The 16570-nt window shown below is 64.7% G+C and carries 21 protein-coding genes; 10 read left to right on the top strand and 11 right to left on the bottom strand.

The window, feature by feature from the left end:
- Positions 1 to 3 precede the first annotated feature (3 nt).
- The 3 genes from B597_RS42275 to B597_RS42265 are packed head-to-tail and all read right to left on the bottom strand — an operon-like array spanning position 4 to position 1311.
- Positions 4 to 432, bottom strand: a complete 429-nt coding sequence (locus tag B597_RS42275) for a PilZ domain-containing protein (RefSeq protein WP_003293676.1) — start codon at positions 430 to 432, stop codon at positions 4 to 6.
- A gap of 43 nt (positions 433 to 475) precedes the next feature.
- On the bottom strand, positions 476 to 901 hold the full coding sequence (locus B597_RS42270) for a DUF4124 domain-containing protein (protein WP_003293677.1): 426 nt from the start codon (positions 899 to 901) through the stop codon (positions 476 to 478).
- Positions 902 to 933: 32 nt separating this feature from the next.
- Positions 934 to 1311 carry a tetratricopeptide repeat protein gene (locus tag B597_RS42265; protein WP_003293679.1) on the bottom strand — a complete coding sequence of 126 codons (378 nt, stop codon included), beginning with the start codon at positions 1309 to 1311 and terminating at the stop codon, positions 934 to 936.
- A 145-nt stretch (positions 1312 to 1456) separates the two neighbouring features.
- On the opposite strand from B597_RS42265, the gene pyk reads away from it, so the two are divergent.
- Entirely contained in the window at positions 1457 to 2905 is a 1449-nt protein-coding gene (gene pyk / locus B597_RS42260) for a pyruvate kinase (RefSeq protein ID WP_003293680.1), read from the top strand.
- Positions 2906 to 2977: 72 nt separating this feature from the next.
- Here the strand turns inward: pyk and B597_RS42255 are convergent, their stop codons facing one another.
- The gene (locus tag B597_RS42255; protein WP_003293681.1) at positions 2978 to 3919 is read right to left on the bottom strand and encodes an iron-sulfur-binding ferredoxin reductase; all 942 of its coding nucleotides are present in this window, start codon (positions 3917 to 3919) and stop codon (positions 2978 to 2980) included.
- Positions 3912 to 5042 (bottom strand): GGDEF domain-containing protein, encoded by a 1131-nt coding sequence (locus B597_RS42250; protein WP_003293682.1) that lies wholly within the window; start codon positions 5040 to 5042, stop codon positions 3912 to 3914. The genes B597_RS42255 and B597_RS42250 overlap by 8 nt, the downstream gene beginning before the upstream one ends.
- Before the next feature lie 198 nt (positions 5043 to 5240).
- Here B597_RS42250 and B597_RS42245 point away from each other — a divergent pair, with 198 nt between their 5' ends.
- Positions 5241 to 6764 (top strand): fumarate hydratase, encoded by a 1524-nt coding sequence (locus tag B597_RS42245; protein ID WP_024162420.1) that lies wholly within the window; start codon positions 5241 to 5243, stop codon positions 6762 to 6764.
- Positions 6765 to 6833: 69 nt separating this feature from the next.
- On the opposite strand, the gene B597_RS42240 is transcribed toward B597_RS42245, so the two are convergent.
- From B597_RS42240 to B597_RS42225, 4 genes are all read right to left on the bottom strand, one after another.
- A complete protein-coding gene (locus B597_RS42240; RefSeq protein ID WP_003293684.1) occupies positions 6834 to 7052 on the bottom strand; it encodes a VF530 family protein in 219 nt (72 codons plus the stop codon).
- A gap of 93 nt (positions 7053 to 7145) precedes the next feature.
- On the bottom strand, positions 7146 to 7727 hold the full coding sequence (locus B597_RS42235) for a DJ-1/PfpI family protein (RefSeq protein ID WP_003293686.1): 582 nt from the start codon (positions 7725 to 7727) through the stop codon (positions 7146 to 7148).
- A 51-nt stretch (positions 7728 to 7778) separates the two neighbouring features.
- A complete protein-coding gene (locus B597_RS42230) occupies positions 7779 to 8936 on the bottom strand; it encodes a phospholipase D-like domain-containing protein (protein WP_031323718.1) in 1158 nt (385 codons plus the stop codon).
- Positions 8937 to 9292: 356 nt separating this feature from the next.
- Positions 9293 to 10174, bottom strand: coding sequence for an acyl-CoA dehydrogenase middle domain-containing protein (locus tag B597_RS42225; protein WP_003293689.1), 882 nt, complete (start codon positions 10172 to 10174; stop codon positions 9293 to 9295).
- Between the two features lie 187 nt (positions 10175 to 10361).
- On the opposite strand from B597_RS42225, the gene olsB reads away from it, so the two are divergent.
- Genes olsB through B597_RS42210 form a run of 3 tightly spaced genes read left to right on the top strand, consistent with a single transcriptional unit; the run spans position 10362 to position 12488 of the window.
- Complete coding sequence (gene olsB, locus B597_RS42220; protein WP_003293690.1) at positions 10362 to 11108, top strand: L-ornithine N(alpha)-acyltransferase; 747 nt, start codon at positions 10362 to 10364, stop codon at positions 11106 to 11108.
- The gene (locus tag B597_RS42215) at positions 11109 to 11882 is read left to right on the top strand and encodes a lysophospholipid acyltransferase family protein (RefSeq protein WP_003293692.1); all 774 of its coding nucleotides are present in this window, start codon (positions 11109 to 11111) and stop codon (positions 11880 to 11882) included.
- 36 nt (positions 11883 to 11918) lie between these two features.
- Positions 11919 to 12488, top strand: coding sequence for an acyl carrier protein phosphodiesterase (locus tag B597_RS42210; RefSeq protein ID WP_003293694.1), 570 nt, complete (start codon positions 11919 to 11921; stop codon positions 12486 to 12488).
- Between the two features lie 12 nt (positions 12489 to 12500).
- Here B597_RS42210 and B597_RS42205 read toward each other — a convergent pair whose 3' ends face one another.
- Positions 12501 to 13277: a class II aldolase/adducin family protein gene (locus tag B597_RS42205; protein WP_003293695.1), complete on the bottom strand. Its 777-nt coding sequence runs from the start codon at positions 13275 to 13277 to the stop codon at positions 12501 to 12503.
- Positions 13278 to 13383: 106 nt separating this feature from the next.
- On the bottom strand, positions 13384 to 13836 hold the full coding sequence (locus B597_RS42200) for a flavodoxin (protein WP_024162418.1): 453 nt from the start codon (positions 13834 to 13836) through the stop codon (positions 13384 to 13386).
- Between the two features lie 229 nt (positions 13837 to 14065).
- Between B597_RS42200 and B597_RS42195 the strand changes: the two genes are divergently transcribed.
- The 5 genes from B597_RS42195 (at position 14066) to B597_RS42175 (ending at position 16559) form a co-directional block, all read left to right on the top strand.
- Entirely contained in the window at positions 14066 to 14692 is a 627-nt protein-coding gene (locus B597_RS42195; protein WP_003293697.1) for a hypothetical protein, read from the top strand.
- A gap of 66 nt (positions 14693 to 14758) precedes the next feature.
- Entirely contained in the window at positions 14759 to 15463 is a 705-nt protein-coding gene (gene folM / locus B597_RS42190) for a dihydromonapterin reductase (RefSeq protein WP_003293699.1), read from the top strand.
- Positions 15464 to 15479: 16 nt separating this feature from the next.
- Positions 15480 to 15854, top strand: a complete 375-nt coding sequence (gene folX / locus B597_RS42185; RefSeq protein ID WP_003285881.1) for a dihydroneopterin triphosphate 2'-epimerase — start codon at positions 15480 to 15482, stop codon at positions 15852 to 15854.
- A 76-nt stretch (positions 15855 to 15930) separates the two neighbouring features.
- Positions 15931 to 16224, top strand: coding sequence for a DUF1244 domain-containing protein (locus tag B597_RS42180; RefSeq protein WP_003293700.1), 294 nt, complete (start codon positions 15931 to 15933; stop codon positions 16222 to 16224).
- Positions 16221 to 16559 carry a HopJ type III effector protein gene (locus tag B597_RS42175; RefSeq protein WP_003293701.1) on the top strand — a complete coding sequence of 113 codons (339 nt, stop codon included), beginning with the start codon at positions 16221 to 16223 and terminating at the stop codon, positions 16557 to 16559. Before B597_RS42180 ends, B597_RS42175 begins: the two co-directional genes overlap by 4 nt.
- Positions 16560 to 16570: the final 11 nt, after the last annotated feature.

The following is a 16570-nucleotide window of genomic DNA, read 5'->3' as shown; positions in this document are numbered from 1 at the left end:
GCCTCACATCCCGCAACAGCAGTCCCTGTCGGTGAACCGGTCGGGCGCCGTGCCGCAGTGATGCGCCGGGGGAATGGGCAGCATCGGCTGAAAACTGAAATAGTGATGCAGCGCGATGATCATCTCGCCAATGTCGCCCGGAGGCTCGATCAAGGAAAAGCCGGTGTCGTAACTGCCGGGCGTGACGTCCTCGCTCGACCACAGGCTGAAGGCACTGAAATCCACATGGCGCAGCTGCCCGGTCTGCCCAGGAATCTTCAGGCGCATCTCGAAACGCACGCCGAGCATCATCGGATAGGGGCTGATCAGCATCAGCCCGGCCTCGGACAGGTTGCCGATGAAACCCAGCGGCCTGTCGGTGAAACGGTTGAATACGTTGAGGTAATACGGCAACTGATGCCGCTGAATACGACGCTGGTTCGCCATGTTCATATCGTTGAAGCCTTTGGCCGGGGGCGCTACGGTTCGAATCCGTTCAGTTGCATGCCTGGCCGATGCGCGTCGCCAGGCGCTGTCGAGCCGCCTCTAATTCACTGTCACTGTAGTAGACGCGCGCTCCCGCTGCATCGTTACGAAAATAGCGCCCGCCAAGCTGCAGCCGCGACAATTGGCTGTGCAGACCCAGGCATTCCTGCTCCCGCGCGGCCCGGGCCTGGCTGGCCTGCTCCCGCGCCGTAAGTTGCTCCTGTCGACGCGCAGCGAAGATGCGTTCGCGGCGAGACTCACGCTGGCGAGTCAGCTCATCGCGCTCGATCACCTGTGGCCGTACCTGAATCTGCTCGGCCCCGGCAGCCGGACGTTGGCCGAAATGCACGCGCCCTTCGGCATCGGTCCAGCGATAGATTTCGGCACCGGCCAGCACCGGCATCAGAGCGGCTGTCAGAAGAAGCAGAACTCGCATAGACCCTCGCATGAACCGGCTCGATCACGGCATCAGCGTTTTGCCGGCTGAACCACCAGCTGCGCCTCGGCATGATAGTGGCCGAGCTGCCGCAGCGTCTCCAGCCGCGCGCGGGCACGATAGGCGTATTCGCTGGCCGGGTAGCGCTCGATGATGAAGCGATAGGTCTCGCCAGCATCGACGAACAGACTCTGGCGCTCCAGGCACTGGCCGCGCAGCAGGGATATTTCGGGCTGCACCGGGCTGTGCGGCCTGCTGCTGCGCTCCGCTTGCGACAGCGATTGCATGACACGCTCGCAATTGTCCGCCTCGTAGTGCTGGTAGGCCGCGTCCAGGTAGCGATCGAAAGCGTGCCGGCTGCTGCAACCGACGCTCAGAAAGGACAGGAAAAGGATGATCAGGGTTCGCATGGGTTCCTCCGTATGCTCCTGTATCGACCGCATCGGGAAATCCTGCAGACCCACCAGAGCGGGCGAAAGAGTAGTGGTCACCGGACGATGACTACAACGGGTGGGCATAGTAGCCTCGGGGCCAGCCAGAAGAAGGAGCAATTGAATGATTCCGCGTCGCACCAAGATCGTCGCCACCCTAGGCCCGGCAAGCAGCTCGCCGGAGGTGCTGGAGAAGATGATCGTCGCCGGGCTGGACGTAGCCCGTCTGAATTTCTCCCATGGCAGCCCTGACGAGCATCGTGCCCGAGCCGAACTGGTCCGTGAAATCGCCGCGCGCCATGGTCGCTTCGTCGCGCTGCTCGGTGACCTGCAGGGACCGAAGATCCGCATTGCCAAGTTCACCGACAAGCGCATCGAGCTGAAGGAAGGCGACCGCTTCCGCTTCTCCGTCACCCACCCGCGCGATGCCGGCAACCAGGACGTCGTCGGTATCGACTACCCGGACCTGGTCAAGGATTGCAGCATCGGAGACGAACTGCTGCTGGACGACGGCCGCGTGGTGATGCGTGTCGACAACGCCACTGCCGACGAACTGCACTGTACCGTCCTGATCGGCGGCCCGCTGTCGGACAACAAGGGCATCAATCGCCGTGGCGGCGGCCTGACCGCGCCGGCACTGACCGCCAAGGACAAGGCCGACATCAAGCTGGCTGCGGACCTGCAGCTGGATTACCTGGCCGTCTCCTTTCCGCGTGACGCTGCCGACATGGACCTGGCGCGGCGCCTGCGCGACGAAGCCGGCTCGGACGCCTGGCTGATCGCCAAGATCGAGCGCGCCGAAGCGGTCGCCGACGACGAGGCGCTGGATGGGCTGATCCGCGCCAGCGACGGCGTGATGGTGGCCCGCGGCGACCTCGGTGTGGAAATCGGCGATGCCGAACTGGTCGGAATCCAGAAGAAAATCATTCTGCACGCGCGCCGCCACAACAAGGTGGTGATCACCGCAACCCAGATGATGGAGTCGATGATCCACAGCCCGATGCCGACCCGCGCCGAGGTATCGGATGTAGCCAACGCCGTGCTCGACTACACCGACGCGGTGATGCTCTCGGCCGAAAGCGCTGCCGGCGAGTACCCGGTCGAAGCGATCAAGGCCATGGCACGGGTATGCTGCGGCGCGGAGAAGCATCCCACCAGCACCCGCTCCGGCCACCGCCTCGGCCAGCAGTTCGAGCGCTGTGACGAGAGTGCCGCACTGGCGGCGATGTATACCGCCAACCACTTCCCCGGGGTCAAGGCCATCATCGCCCTGACCGAGAGCGGATACACGCCGCTGATCATGTCCCGCATCCGCTCCTCCGTGCCGATCTTCGCCTTCTCGCCGCACCGCGAAACCCAGGCACGCGTCGCGCTGTTCCGCGGCGTGCAGACAGTGCCGTTCGATCCGGCTGCGCTGCCGGCAGACAAGGTCAGCCAGATGGCCGTCGAGGAACTGCTCAAGCGCAACATCGTGCAGCCGGGCGACTGGGTGATCCTGACCAAGGGCGACAGCTACCACGACAGCACCGGTGGCACCAATACCATGAAGATCCTCCGGGTCGGGGACCAGTAAGCTCACTGCGCATGAGCGAAGGCCGGCGGATTGCCGGCCTTTTGCTGTCCGCCCCAGTGGGCGGGTGCCCCGCTAGAGGACGTCGCTCGTGCCGACGAACGTATCGGCGAGGATCTGTCCGCGCGGCAGACCCGCCAGGAACAGGCGCCTGGCACAGGCCTCCACGAATGCCGCACTACCGCATATCAGTGCAATGTCCCGACGCGATGCGGGCCGTAGCGCCTGCAATACGCCAGCGCGCGCATCCGCATCGATCCACTCCAGCTGCAGATTGTCGTACCGGCTCGCCAGGTCAAGCAGAGCCTCGCGCAGGTAGTGCCCGTCTCGGCAGAAATGCAGCAGCCGGATCGTGCCGCAATGTCCCTGGCGCAGGCTTTCGCGCAGCAGGCCCCACAAGGGCGCCAGCCCGGTGCCCGAGGCGAGCAGCAGTATCGGTCGCTCGGTCCAGTCCGGGTCGTAGTGCAGCGCTCCAGCGTGCAGCTCGCCCAGGCGCAATTCGTCGCCGGGGCGCAGCCGCCGGGCGACATCGCAGAAAGCGCCAGGCCGACTGCAATCGAGGTGGAACTCCAGCCAGGGGTCTTCGCCGGGGAGGCTGGCAAGAGAGTATGGTCGAGCGATGCCATCGGCCGTCCATAGCAGCAGATGCTGCCCGGCCCGGTAGCGCAGCGGTCGCTCCGGCAGCAGACGCAGACGCAGCACACTGCCGCTCAGCCAGTGCAGGCTCTCGACGCGCGCCAGCTGACCGTCGCGAAGCGGGTCGAAGACCTCGACACCGAGGTCACTCTCGACGCGACACTGGCAGGCCAGACGCCAGCCCCGGGCATGCTGCTCGGCACTCAGCAGACCCGTTTGCTGCTCCTGCGCCGAGCCAGCGACACAACGGACCAGACAGGCGTGGCAGCTCCCGGCACGACAGCTGAACGGCACGGGTACACCGGCATCGAGCAGGGCATCGAGCAGGTTGCTGTCAACCGCCACCGTCCAGCGCCGACCGGCGCAGCTCAGCTCAGGCATCGCTGGTCGCCCAGGCCGGCTCACAGCGGTTGCGCCCGGCTCGCTTGGCCCGGTAGAGCGCTTCGTCGGCACGCTGCAGGGCGGCTTCCAGTTCGTCCCCGGCGTCCAGCAGCGTGAGACCGATCGACAGACTGAGCTGGCCGGAAGTGATGTCTGTGTCTTCCGGTTCTGCGTTGGCAAAGGCCTCACGCACGCGCTCGCAGCAGGCGCTGAACTGTTCGGCGTCGGTATTGGGCAGCAGCAGCACGAATTCCTCACCACCGTAGCGGGCCAGCACGTCACCGTCGCGCAGGCAGGCGCGGGCCACGCTGGAGAAGGTCTGGAGCACGCGATCGCCAGTGGCATGCCCATGGATGTCGTTGATGCGCTTGAAATGATCCAGGTCGATCAGCGCCAGGCCGCACTGGTGACCCTTGCGCAGGCGACTCAGCTCGCCCTCGGCGATCCGCAGGAACCGGCGCCGGTTGTACAGCCCGGTCAACTCGTCGGTAGAGGCCAGATCCTCCAGTTGGCGCATCATGCCGCGCAGCGTGTCCTGATGCGCCTGCAATGCGAAGCGCCGCTGACGCATGCGCTGACGCAGACGGTAGACATGGCTGGCGAACAGGCACATCCAGATCAGCGTCACCAGCAGCACGCTGGCCTGCAACAGAAACGCCGTGATGTCCACCGCTCGCTGCAACCAGTGGTCCATGGCGGCCAGGCCAACGAAACTGAGAAAGGCCAACGCAGCGTAGCGGATGAACACCTTCGGCGGAAGGAACACGGCGAACATCAGCACCAGCAGATAGAGGACCAGCAACGACCCGCGTGCGCTGCCCAGGTTGAACAGGAAACTGGTCAGCCAGACCAGGCCCACCAGCACCTGGGGTTCGGTCAGGCTGGGGTCTCTGAAGCGCAGGTTGATTCCGCGATGGAAAAGCCAGAAGAACAACAGTTGGCTCAAGACCATGAGTGCCGAATGCACGACCGCGCTGGCAATGGAGGCTTCGTAGAAACCGCCCGCGACCGCGACCCACGTCAGCACCAGCCCCAGACCATAGGTCAAGGAGGCCATCGCGAAGCGCCGAGTGACCAACTGCTGTAGCGCCCGCTCATCGGTCTCGTCACGCATCGCGCTCATAGGGATCCGTCCCACTGTGCCAATCTCCGCACTTTACGCCTACCGAAAATAAAAACCTAGCTGGCATTCCCATCGCCTCTGGTCCATCCGTGTACCGCGCCGCCTGACGCGTTATACTGCCGCGCCCTTTTTTACCGCGGCACGCCGACTGCCATGCTCGACGCGCCAATTCCCGCCCCCGCCATGAGGACGCGCTGCATGACCGTGATCAAGCAAGACGACCTGATTCAAAGCGTCGCTGATGCTTTGCAGTTCATTTCTTACTACCATCCCGTGGACTTCATTCAGGCGATGCACGAAGCCTACCTGCGTGAAGAATCCCCAGCTGCCCGCGACTCCATGGCGCAGATCCTGATCAACTCGCGCATGTGCGCCACCGGCCATCGCCCGATCTGCCAAGACACCGGCATCGTCACCGTTTTCGTCAAGGTCGGCATGGACGTGCGCTGGGATGGCGCCACCATGAGCCTGGACGACATGATCAACGAGGGCGTGCGCCGCGCCTACAACCTGCCGGAAAATGTCCTGCGGGCTTCGATCCTCGCCGACCCGGCAGGTTCCCGCAAAAACACCAAGGACAACACTCCTGCGGTCATCCACTACTCCATCGTTCCGGGTGACAAGGTGGAAGTGGATGTCGCGGCCAAGGGCGGCGGCTCCGAGAACAAGTCGAAGATGGCCATGCTCAACCCGTCCGACTCCATCGTCGACTGGGTACTCAAGACCGTGCCGACCATGGGCGCCGGCTGGTGCCCGCCGGGCATGCTCGGCATCGGCATCGGCGGCACCGCCGAGAAGGCCGCGGTGATGGCCAAGGAAGTGTTGATGGAGTCCATCGACATCCACGAGCTCAAGGCCCGTGGCCCGCAGAACCGCATCGAGGAACTGCGCCTGGAGCTGTTCGACAAGGTCAACCAGCTGGGTATCGGTGCCCAGGGCCTCGGCGGCCTGACCACCGTGCTCGACGTCAAGATCATGGACTACCCGACCCACGCCGCTTCGCTGCCGGTGTGCATGATCCCCAACTGCGCCGCCACCCGTCACGCGCACTTCGTGCTCGACGGCTCCGGCCCTGCCGAGCTCACCCCGCCGCCGCTGGACGCCTACCCGGAGATCGTCTGGGAAGCCGGCCCGAGTGCCCGTCGCGTCAACCTCGACAGCATCACGCCGGAAGAGGTGCAGAGCTGGAAGCCGGGCGAAACCGTCCTGCTCAACGGCAAGATGCTCACCGGCCGCGACGCCGCGCACAAGCGCATGGTCGACATGCTGAACAAGGGTGAAGAACTGCCGGTGGACCTCAAGGGCCGCTTCATCTACTACGTCGGCCCGGTCGATCCGGTCGGTGACGAAGTGGTTGGCCCGGCTGGCCCGACCACCGCGACGCGGATGGACAAGTTCACCCGTCAGATCCTGGAAAGCACGGGCCTCTTGGGCATGATCGGCAAGTCCGAGCGTGGCCCGATCGCCATCGACGCGATCAAGGACAACAAGGCCGTCTACCTGATGGCAGTCGGCGGTGCAGCTTATCTGGTCGCCCAGGCGATCAAGAAGTCCAAGGTACTGGCCTTTGCCGAACTGGGCATGGAAGCGATCTACGAGTTCGAAGTGAAGGACATGCCGGTCACCGTTGCGGTCGATACCAATGGCGAGTCGGTGCACATCACCGGGCCGGCGATCTGGCAACAGAAGATTGCCGACAGCCTGGCGGTCGAGGTGCAGTAATCGCGACCCCCAGAATGCACAAAGCCCGGCCTTGCGCCGGGCTTTGTGCATTCTGGCGGCCTGCCAAGCTCAGCCGCGGCGACGCAACTGCACGAACAGGGCCTCCACCTTCTGCCTCGCCCAAGGCGTCCGGCGCAGGAAGGTCAGACTGGACTTGATGCTCGGATCGCTCCTGAAGCAGCGAATGTCGACCCGCTGGGCCAGGCCCTCCCAGCCATAATGGGCCTGCAGTTCGCCGAGCACTTTTTCGAGCGTAACGCCGTGCAACGGATCATTCGGGGTAGTCAAGGACAGCGCTCTCCATGGGGCAGCCTGCGCTGCGCTGATAATGAAACGTTGCGCGTCCCGAGCCAGCCGGGACGCGCGAATGGGGGGCGCATCCTACAGCTTTATCTCGGTGCCGAGCAGCTTGAGAAAGCCCGCCAGCCAGGCTGGGTGCGCAGGCCAGGCCGGGGCGCTGACCAGATTACCTTCTGTGTGCGCCTGATCCACGGGGATTTCCACGTAATCACCACCAGCCAGCCTCACCTCCGGCGCACAGGCCGGATAGGCACTGCACGAACGCCCCTTCAGCACACCGGCCGCAGCGAGCAGCTGGGCTCCGTGACAAACGGCGGCGATCGGCTTCTTCGCCTCGTCGAAGGCGCGGACGAGGGCCAGAACCTGCTCGTTCAGCCGCAGGTATTCTGGCGCCCGTCCACCGGGGATCACCAGCGCGTCGTAGTCTTCGGCGCGCACCGCCGCGAAGTCGAAGTTGAGTGCGAAGTTGTGGCCTGGCTTCTCGCTGTAGGTCTGGTCGCCCTCGAAGTCGTGAATCGCCGTACGCACGATATCCCCGACCTTCTTGTCCGGGCACACCGCATGTACACGATGACCGACCATCTGCAATGCCTGGAACGGCACCATCGTCTCGTAATCCTCGGCGTAATCGCCCACCAGCATCAGAATATTCTTTGCCGCCATTTGGATAATCCTCCTTACGCGTCTGAAGCATCGCTCCGATACGCGGCAGCCTCAGCCACCACGATTGAAGATATTCACCAGCAGCCGGTCCATCCAGCCCCACATGCGCTGGTACAGGCGCTGATGCAAGGGCCTGGCGTACCAGCTCTGCATGTCGATTTCGATACTGTCCTGGAAGTCGCGCTCGAAACTCTGTCGGACCTGCGCGCTCAACGCGGCATCGATCGCCTCGAGATTGGCCTCCTGATTCCAGCGCAGGTTCCAGTGGTCGAAATTGCATGAGCCGACACTGACCCAGTCATCCACCAACACCATCTTCAAGTGGGAGAAGTGTGGCTGATATTCGTGGATTCGCACGCCGGCACGCAGCAGGCGCGGGTAGAAGCGCTGCCCTGCATAGCGTACGGGTGGATTGTCGGTGTTGCGGCTGGTCAGCAGCAGGCGCACATCGACACCGCGACGGGCCGCCTGGATCAGTGCCCGCCGCACCTTGCCGGTAGGCAGGAAATACGGCGTGGCCAGCCAGATGCGCGTCTGTGCGCGCCGCAGGTTGCGCAACAGGCTGAGCAGGATGTCGCGGTGCTGGCGGGCCGCCGCATAGGCGACCCGTCCCAGCCCCGAGCCATCAGGCAACACCGGAATGCGCGGCGCGCCGGTTGGCAGGGGCAGCTGCCAGATTCGCCGCTTCAGGCAATACACCCACTGGCTGTCGAACAGTTCCTGCCAGTCCTGCAGCAGCGGGCCGGCCATCTCGACCATTACCTCGTGCCAGTGAACCCCTGGCTTGCGCGGATTCCAGAACTCGTCGGTAACCCCGGTGCCACCGACGTAGCCGAGACTGCCGTCGACCAGCAGCAACTTGCGATGGTCACGGTGCAGGTTGCGGAACTTGAGGCGCCACGAAAGCGGGTTGTACAGGCGCAACTCGATACCGGCCTCGGTCATGCGGTCGCGGCTGGCCCGCCCCATCTTCAGGCAGCCGAAGCCATCGAACAGACAGCGCACCCGAACGCCGCGTGCCGCGGCCCGCAGCAGAGGCTCCAACAGCCGTTCGAGACAATACCCGTCCTCTACCAGATACAGCTCCAGATCGACACGCCGCTCGGCGCGTTCGATCGCTTCCAGCATGGGCGGAAAGAACTGCGGCCCGTCTATCAGGAGGCGGAAGCGGTTATCGCTGCGCCAGGGAAATACCGCGCCCGCCAGCATCATGTGGCAGCACCCGGCACGGAAACGCTCAGCGCCCAACGAAGCGACGAATCAGACGAACAACGAAATGACATGACTTCCCTTTATTCGGTCGGCGTCCCGAGGCACGGACTGCCACACCCGTTACCGATAAGCGGCATGTGCCGTGCGCTAGCTTAGCCAGCCCGAGCGGCAAGACAAGGCAGGTGCACCGCCAGCGGCGCGCCAGGTCAGCCCGACCGCAGCCGGGTGCGACTTCCTATAGGCCAGGCTTCGGCGACTCAAGTTCCCTGGCGACAGGCATGGGCGGTCGGACTCCAGGGCTTGTTGGCGTTTCAGCGCAAGCCGTGTTGCTGTGAATGAAACGCCAACAGCCCCTAGCCGAGCGTCACTCCAAGCGCTGCAGCGGCCAGCTCCAGGCGGCGTGCCTGGGCTTCGCGGGCGAGCGTCACGACGGCTCGATCGCGTTGCCAGAGCACACCCCGGGCGCCCAGCGCGCTTTCGATCTCTGGCTGCAACGCAGCGAACTGCTCGAGCAGCCCCGCCAGCAGCAGATGGCCGGCAGCGTCGTCCGGCGCCATGCGGGCAGCCTCCGCCGCCCCGCCCAGCAATCCTGCCAGGCGCAGCAGCAGACTAGCTGGCCAACGGTCGTGCAGGGCCACGCCGTAAAGCCAGGCGCCGAGCGCTGCCATTACGTGGAGGTCTTCATGGGTGCGAAACGGCCTGACGTGATCGCCCCAGCCATCGCCCGGCAACCGCTCGCCGACTGCCCGTTCCAGGCGCAGACGGCCATGCGCTATGTCCGGAATGATCGGCAGGAGCGGTCCGCTATCGACCGTCACGCCGGAGGCGTCGGCCGCGACGACAAACAGACCGAGCCGGGGCCGCTCCCCCGCGCCCTCCTCCCGCGCCGACACCAGCAGCCACTGCACCGCAGCGCCAGCCGTGACGAAATCCTTGCAGCCACTCAGTCGACCTTCATCGCAGCGCGTCGCCATGTCGGCAGGCCGCACCTTGCGCCGTTCCGTCGTGCAGAGCGCGCCCAGCCCCGCCGGTGCAGCCGGCCAGAGCGCGCGCAATGCGGCCTGGTACCCGCCGAGAAACGCCAGCCCCGGCGTGGCTGCCAGTCGGCCGCCGTATATCGCCTGGCCGAAGCTGTCCGCATCGCCGGCAGCGACGCGCACTTCCCGATACCACTCGCCCGGCCCCGACGCCGTAGCGAGCGGCTGCAGCGATCCGATCCATCGCTCCCACGACATGCTTGCCTCCTCCAAGTGGACGCCGCGCGACTGCAGCGACAGTCATCCAAGCATCATCTGTTCGTCACAGCGGCGACATGCCGCGCTCCTAGCCTGATCCAGCCAGACCAGCCGAGCCCAACGATAACAATCAGACGCTCGCGCTGCATTTGCCAACCTGTTGCCCAGGCGGACAAGGAGCCAGAGCATGAAAGCCATCGTCGACCCACGCAGCACGCGTCAACTCCGAGCCGAACGCCTGCACGGCGCAGCGGCCCTACGCGAAGCCCAGGCCTTGCGCTACCGGGTATTCAGCAACGAATTCGATGCCCAGCTGCACGGCGCCGAGTTCGGCCTGGACATGGACGACTTCGACATCCATTGCCGGCATATCGGCGTGCGCGATCTGGCGACCGGCGAGCTGGTCGCCACTACCCGGTTGCTCGACCACCTCACCGCAAAGCAGCTTGGACGCTTCTACAGCGAAGGCGAGTTCGCCCTGCACGGCCTGGCGCAGATCAACGAGCCGGTGCTGGAAATCGGCCGCACCTGCGTTGCACCGGCCTATCGCAACGGGGCGACCATCGCGGTGCTGTGGAGCGAACTGGCCGAGGTACTCAACCAGGGCGGCTATCGCTACCTGATGGGCTGCGCCAGCATCCCGATGCGCGACGGTGGGATTCAGGCCCGCGCCATCATGCAGCGACTGCGCGACAGTCACCTGAGCACGGAGCTGCTGCATGCCGAGCCGCGCACGCCGCTTCCCGAGCTGGAGCTCGCGGATAACGTAACGGCGCAGCTGCCACCGCTGCTCAAGGCCTACATGCGCCTTGGCGCGAAGATCTGTGGCGAGCCCTGCTGGGATCCGGAATTCCAGGTCGCCGACGTATTCATCCTGCTCAAACGCGAGGAGCTCTGCCCGCGCTACGCCCGTCATTTCAAGGCTGCGGTATAGATGGCGCGGTTGCGCCTTTGCTGGCGCCTGCTGCGCATTGGCGCGGTGATCCTGCTGGGATTGCTGCTGGCGGCTGCGCTGGGACTCGGCGAACGCTGTGCAATACGGGCGTCGCTGCAACGCAGACAGCGACTGAGCCGCTGGTTCATGGTTCGCCTGGCAGGCGCGCTGCCCTATCGTGTGCGAGTCATTGGCGAGCCGCCAGCGCAGCCGATGCTGTGGGTCGCCAATCATGTGTCCTGGTGCGACATTACACTGCTGGGAATGCTGCGGCCACTGTCGTTTCTCGCCAAGGCCGAAGTCTCCGCCTGGCCCGTGCTTGGCTGGCTGGCTCGCCAGGCCGGCACGCTGTTCATCCGTCGCGGTGCTGGCGATGCAGCGCAGATCAACCAGCAACTGGCCAGCCACCTCAGCCAGGGACGCCATCTGCTGATCTTTCCCGAGGGCACCTCGACCGACGGCAGCAGCGTGCGAACCTTCCACCCCCGACTGTTTGCCTGCGCGATAGCCGCCGACTGCGCCGTTCAACCCGTCGCCATCCGCTATCTGCGCAACGGCAAGCGCGACAGCATCACTCCCTTCATCGGCGACGACGAACTGTCTGCACATCTGCGCAGGCTGCTGGCCGATGACGTGGCGCAAGTGGAAATCCATCTGCTGGCACCCATTTCCGTCACCTCACTCAGCCGCAAAGCCGTCGCAGAGCAAGCGCAACAGGCGATCGAGCAGGTGCTGTTTGCGCCGGTGCAGGACGCCACGAGAGAGGCCGCATAGCCTCCACGGATAGCGACGCTGCGGTAAGCTTCGTCCATGAACTATCTCGCACACCTTCATCTGGGCGGCCCCAACCCGGCCGACATGCTCGGCAGCCTCTACGGAGACTTCGTCAAGGGTCCGCTGCAGGGCCGTTGGCCTGCCGAGATCGAAGCCGGCATCCGCCTGCATCGCCAGATCGACGCCTTCACCGACAGTCATCCGCTGGTCCTGCAGGCCAAAAGCCGCTTCCCCAGCGAACGGCGCCGCTACGCCGGCATCCTGATCGACCTGTTCTTCGATCACTGCCTGGCGGCCAACTGGGCGGACTATTCGACCGAGCCCCTCGCGCGCTTTACCCAGCGCGTCTACGGCGTGCTGGCTGCCGAACCCGAGCTGCCAGGCAAGCTCGCAGTGATCGCGCCGCACATGGCGGCGCACGATTGGCTGGGCAGCTACCGCGAGTTCGATGTGCTGGAACGGGTGCTGGCGAACATGAGCCGGCGCCTGAGCCGAGCGGATGGCCTGGCCGGTGGGCTGGCCGAGCTGGAGCAGCTGTACGAACCGCTGCTCCAGGACTTCCGCGACTTCTATCCAGCGCTCCAGCAATTCGCTAGAACGGCCTGAGGCGCTACTGCCTCAGGCATCGTAGCCGGGGCTTTGCACATCCAGCTTGCGCAAGAGGGCCGGCCAGGCCAGTGCACCACCCATGCCCGTGCGGGTACGGGTGACCCCCGCGGCCATGGCCTTGGCTCCGGCCAGGATCTGCTCCGGGATCGCGATCAGTTCGCTGCCACCGGATTGCGCCATGACCTGGATTTCGCAGGCGCGCTGGAAGATGAACATCATCAGAAAGGTATCGGCAATGCTGCCGCCGCAGGTCAGCAACCCGTGGTTGTGCAGCAGCATGAAGCCGGTGTCGCCAAGATCGGCCTGCAGCCGCGCCTTCTCGTCGTGGTTCAGCGCCACGCCTTCGTAACCATGGGTCGAAAGGCTCGCCAGCACGAACAGCGACTGCTGACTGATGGGCAGCAGGCCCGGGCGCTGAGCCGAAACCGCAACCCCGGCCGCGGTATGGGTGTGCATGACGCAGGCCACGTCGTGGCGCACCTCGTGCACGGCGCTGTGGATGGTGTAGCCGGCGGGGTTGATCTCGTAAGGAGTGTCCATCAGCTTGTTGCCGGCCAGGTCGACCTTGACCAGGCTCGACGCGGTGATCTCGTGGAACATCAGGCCGTACGGGTTGATCAGGAAGTGTTCGGTGTCAGGAATCTTCGCCGAGATATGGGTAAAGATCAGGTCATCCCAGCCGTGCAACGCGACCAGCCGATAGCAGGCGGCGAGATCGACCCGCGCCTGCCATTCGGCGGAACTGACCTGGGACTGAAGAGAAGGCAGGGTGTGCAGCGCAGTCATCGAAGGCACCTCTTGTTATTGTCGTGAAGGTGCCATCGATTCTAGCCAGACGCGGACTACTCGGCAGTTGCCGCCGCAGCCAGGCCGCTGACCCGACGAGCCAGGATCAGCCACGCAGGGCGGCGGCGAAGGCCTCGAGCCAGGGCTCGGCGTCGGCTTCCGGGGTAACCGTCTCGCTGGCGTCGAGACGCAGCATGTCCTGCACCTCACGCACGCCCAGTTCGGTGTAGAGCTCGCGAATCAGCTCACCGCCACCACAGAAGGTCTCGCCATAGCTGGCATCGCCAAGTGCGATGACGCCGCCAGGCAGACCGCTCCAAGCCGGAAACTGGTCGCGGATGGTCGAATACAGCGGGATGAAGCTGTCCGGCAACTCACCCATGCCTGTGGTGGAGGTCACGACCAGCAACGCGTCGGGCGCGAATTCGAGAATCTGTGGCAGTTGCGCGCGGGGGTCGTGCCAGGCGTCGAAGCCGGCGGCCTTGAGCTGGCGTTCGGCATGGCGAGCGACCTCTTCGGCGGTGCCGTAGACGCTTGCGGAAAGGATGGCGACTTTCATGTGCAGCTCCGAGACGAATCGAGCCGCGCATTATGCCGCAATCACCGGACCGACGCGGCAACCGGCGCGGATGGCGCTCCCCTGCGGTCCGGAACCGCCCGCGAAGCGGAACTAGGAAGACCGCCCATGGTCAGAGCTGCGACTGCCCCACCGCAGCCGTCAAGCCGCTGCGCCACGCGAATCCGCAGCGACGCTCAGGGAGAGGCATCGCCCCTCCGAGGTTATCCGCATGGCGGACGAGACGATACTCAACAACGACGAACTGACCTTCATCCGCACGCTCATGCAGCGCAACGGCGGCGGCAGCACTGAGCGCGCAACGGGCTTTCGGATCGACGGCGGTGCCAGTTCCAACGAGCTGCTGATGCAACTGGCCGCTCGCGCGGAGCTATCGCTGCGGGCAGAGTTCGGGGACTTCTGCATGTCGTTTCCGCTACAGCTGCAGGAAGACGAGCTGCACAGCCTGGACCTGCAACTGGCACCGCCGGTGATCTACGAGCGCGGGCCGACGACCCGGGCCTGGCGCCTGCATCTGGATGAGCCGCTCGCCCTGCTGGAAAACGATGGCGGCCAGAGCGCACTCAGCGTGCACGAACTGTCTCCGCACGGCCTGCTGGTGGAGGCCGGCAAACATCGCAAGCCACCCAAGCACTTCCATTTGCGCCTGGCGCTGCCGGACGACACACCGCTGGAGATCGATGCCCATCGTGTTCGCGAGTTGAGCGGCGGCCGGGCGGCATACGAAGTCGAGTTCGCCCGGCAAAAGGATGCCGAACGCATTCGATCCTTCCTCTACCGCCAGCACCAGCGGCTGCATCCTGATTTGCAGCCTGAGCTGCCCGCCGATCTGGTGTAAGCTGCAACGCCTCTGGCAGCCGCCTGCAATGGCAGGCGGCCCATCCATATCCGGCAGTGGACTTTCATGCATCAGGCCCCGATTCTCATCACCGGAGCCAGTCAGCGGATCGGGCTGCATTGCGCCGAACGACTGCTGGAGGACGGTTTCCAGGTCATCGTCACCTATCGTCGCGAACGCGAAGGCATCGAGCGTTTGCGTTCCCGTGGTGCCACGGCGCTGCACGCGGACTTCAGCGACGAAGCCGGCATCACCGGTTTCATCGCGGCGCTCAGGGAGCAGACCGACGGGCTGCGGGCAATAGTCCACAACGCCTCCGAATGGCGCCCGGATACACCCGGCCAGGAGGCCGAGGCGTTCCGCCAGCTGTTCCAGGTGCATATGCTCGCGCCCTATCTGATCAACCTGCACTGTGCCGACCTGCTGCGCCACGGCGGGCCGGCCGATATCGTGCACATTGGCGATGACGTCACCCGCAAGGGCAGCAGGAAGCACATCGCCTACGCCGCCAGCAAGGCCGGCCTGGACAACCTGACGCTATCCTTCGCCGCCAGCCTGGCCCCGGCAATCAAGGTCAACGGCATCGCGCCGGCGCTGATCCAGTTCAACCCGGACGATGATCCGCAATACCGTCGCAAGGCGCTGGCCAAATCCGCGCTGGGTATCGAGCCCGGCGCCGAGGTGATCTACCAGAGCCTGCGCTACCTGCTCGACAATCCCTACGTCACCGGCACCACACTGACCGTGAACGGCGGTCGCCATCTGATCTGAAGACCGAGGAGACGACATGCCCCGACTGGAACCCGCAATGGCGCGCATCCGCGTCAAGGACCTGCGGCTGCGCACCTACATCGGCATCAAGGAAGAGGAAATCCTCAACCGCCAGGACGTATTGATCAACCTGACGATGCTCTACCCGGCCGCGGAGGCGGTGCGCGAGAACGACATCGAACAGGCGCTTAACTACCGCACCATCACCAAGGCGATCATCCAGCACGTCGAAGACAACCGCTTCGCCCTGCTCGAACGGCTGACCCAGGAGATACTCGACCTGGTCATGCGCTACCCGCAGGTGCGCTATGCCGAGGTCGAGGTCGACAAGCCCCATGCCCTGCGCTTCGCCGAATCCGTCTCGATCACCCTCGCCGCACACCGGGATTGACGACTGCCAAGGCTGGCTCGCTCAACGGCGCAAGGTTATGATCCGGCCGACCTCAGCCAATGCCGAGACCCGAGATATGAACGAACAAGAACGCACCGAACTGGAAGCCGCCGCCTTCCGCCGCCTGGTCCAGCACCTGCGCACCCGTCCCGATGTGCAGAACATCGAACTGATGAACCTGGCCGGCTTCTGCCGCAACTGCCTGTCCAAATGGTACAAGGCCGCGGCGGACGACCTAGAAGTCGAGGTCAGCATCGACCAGGCCCGGGAAGAGGTGTACGGCATGCCGTACAGCGAATGGAAGAAACGCTATCAGAAGGAAGCGAGCGCCGAGCAACAGGCCGCTTTCGACAAGGCACAAAAAGAATGAACGACCTGAAGAGCTTTCGCGCAAGCCTGCGCAATCATGACCACGCGTTCAGCGATACCCTCGCCTTCATCGAGAGCGCTTACGACTACCAGCCGAGTCGCTTCGTCAACGGCACGCTGGAAAACGCCGCTGGTGAAAACGAAGGGTCGTGCAAGACCCTTGGGCTGGCGCAGCTGGAAGGTTTCAGCAGCGAAGAGGCCCTGCTTGCGTTCGGTGAGCACTACAAAGCGGTACTGGCCAATCCGAACGGCAGCGATCACCGCAACATCCGCGCCCTGATGGATACCGGGCTGCCTGGCGTTCGCTTCGACAGCCAGCCGATCAGGCGCAAGTAACGCCCCCCGGC

The organism is Stutzerimonas stutzeri KOS6 (genome assembly GCF_000307775.2).
Classification (GTDB): Bacteria; Pseudomonadota; Gammaproteobacteria; order Pseudomonadales; family Pseudomonadaceae; genus Stutzerimonas; species Stutzerimonas stutzeri_B.
The sequence above is the reverse complement of the archived record's forward strand: the minus strand, read 5'-3'. Positions and strand labels throughout refer to the sequence as shown.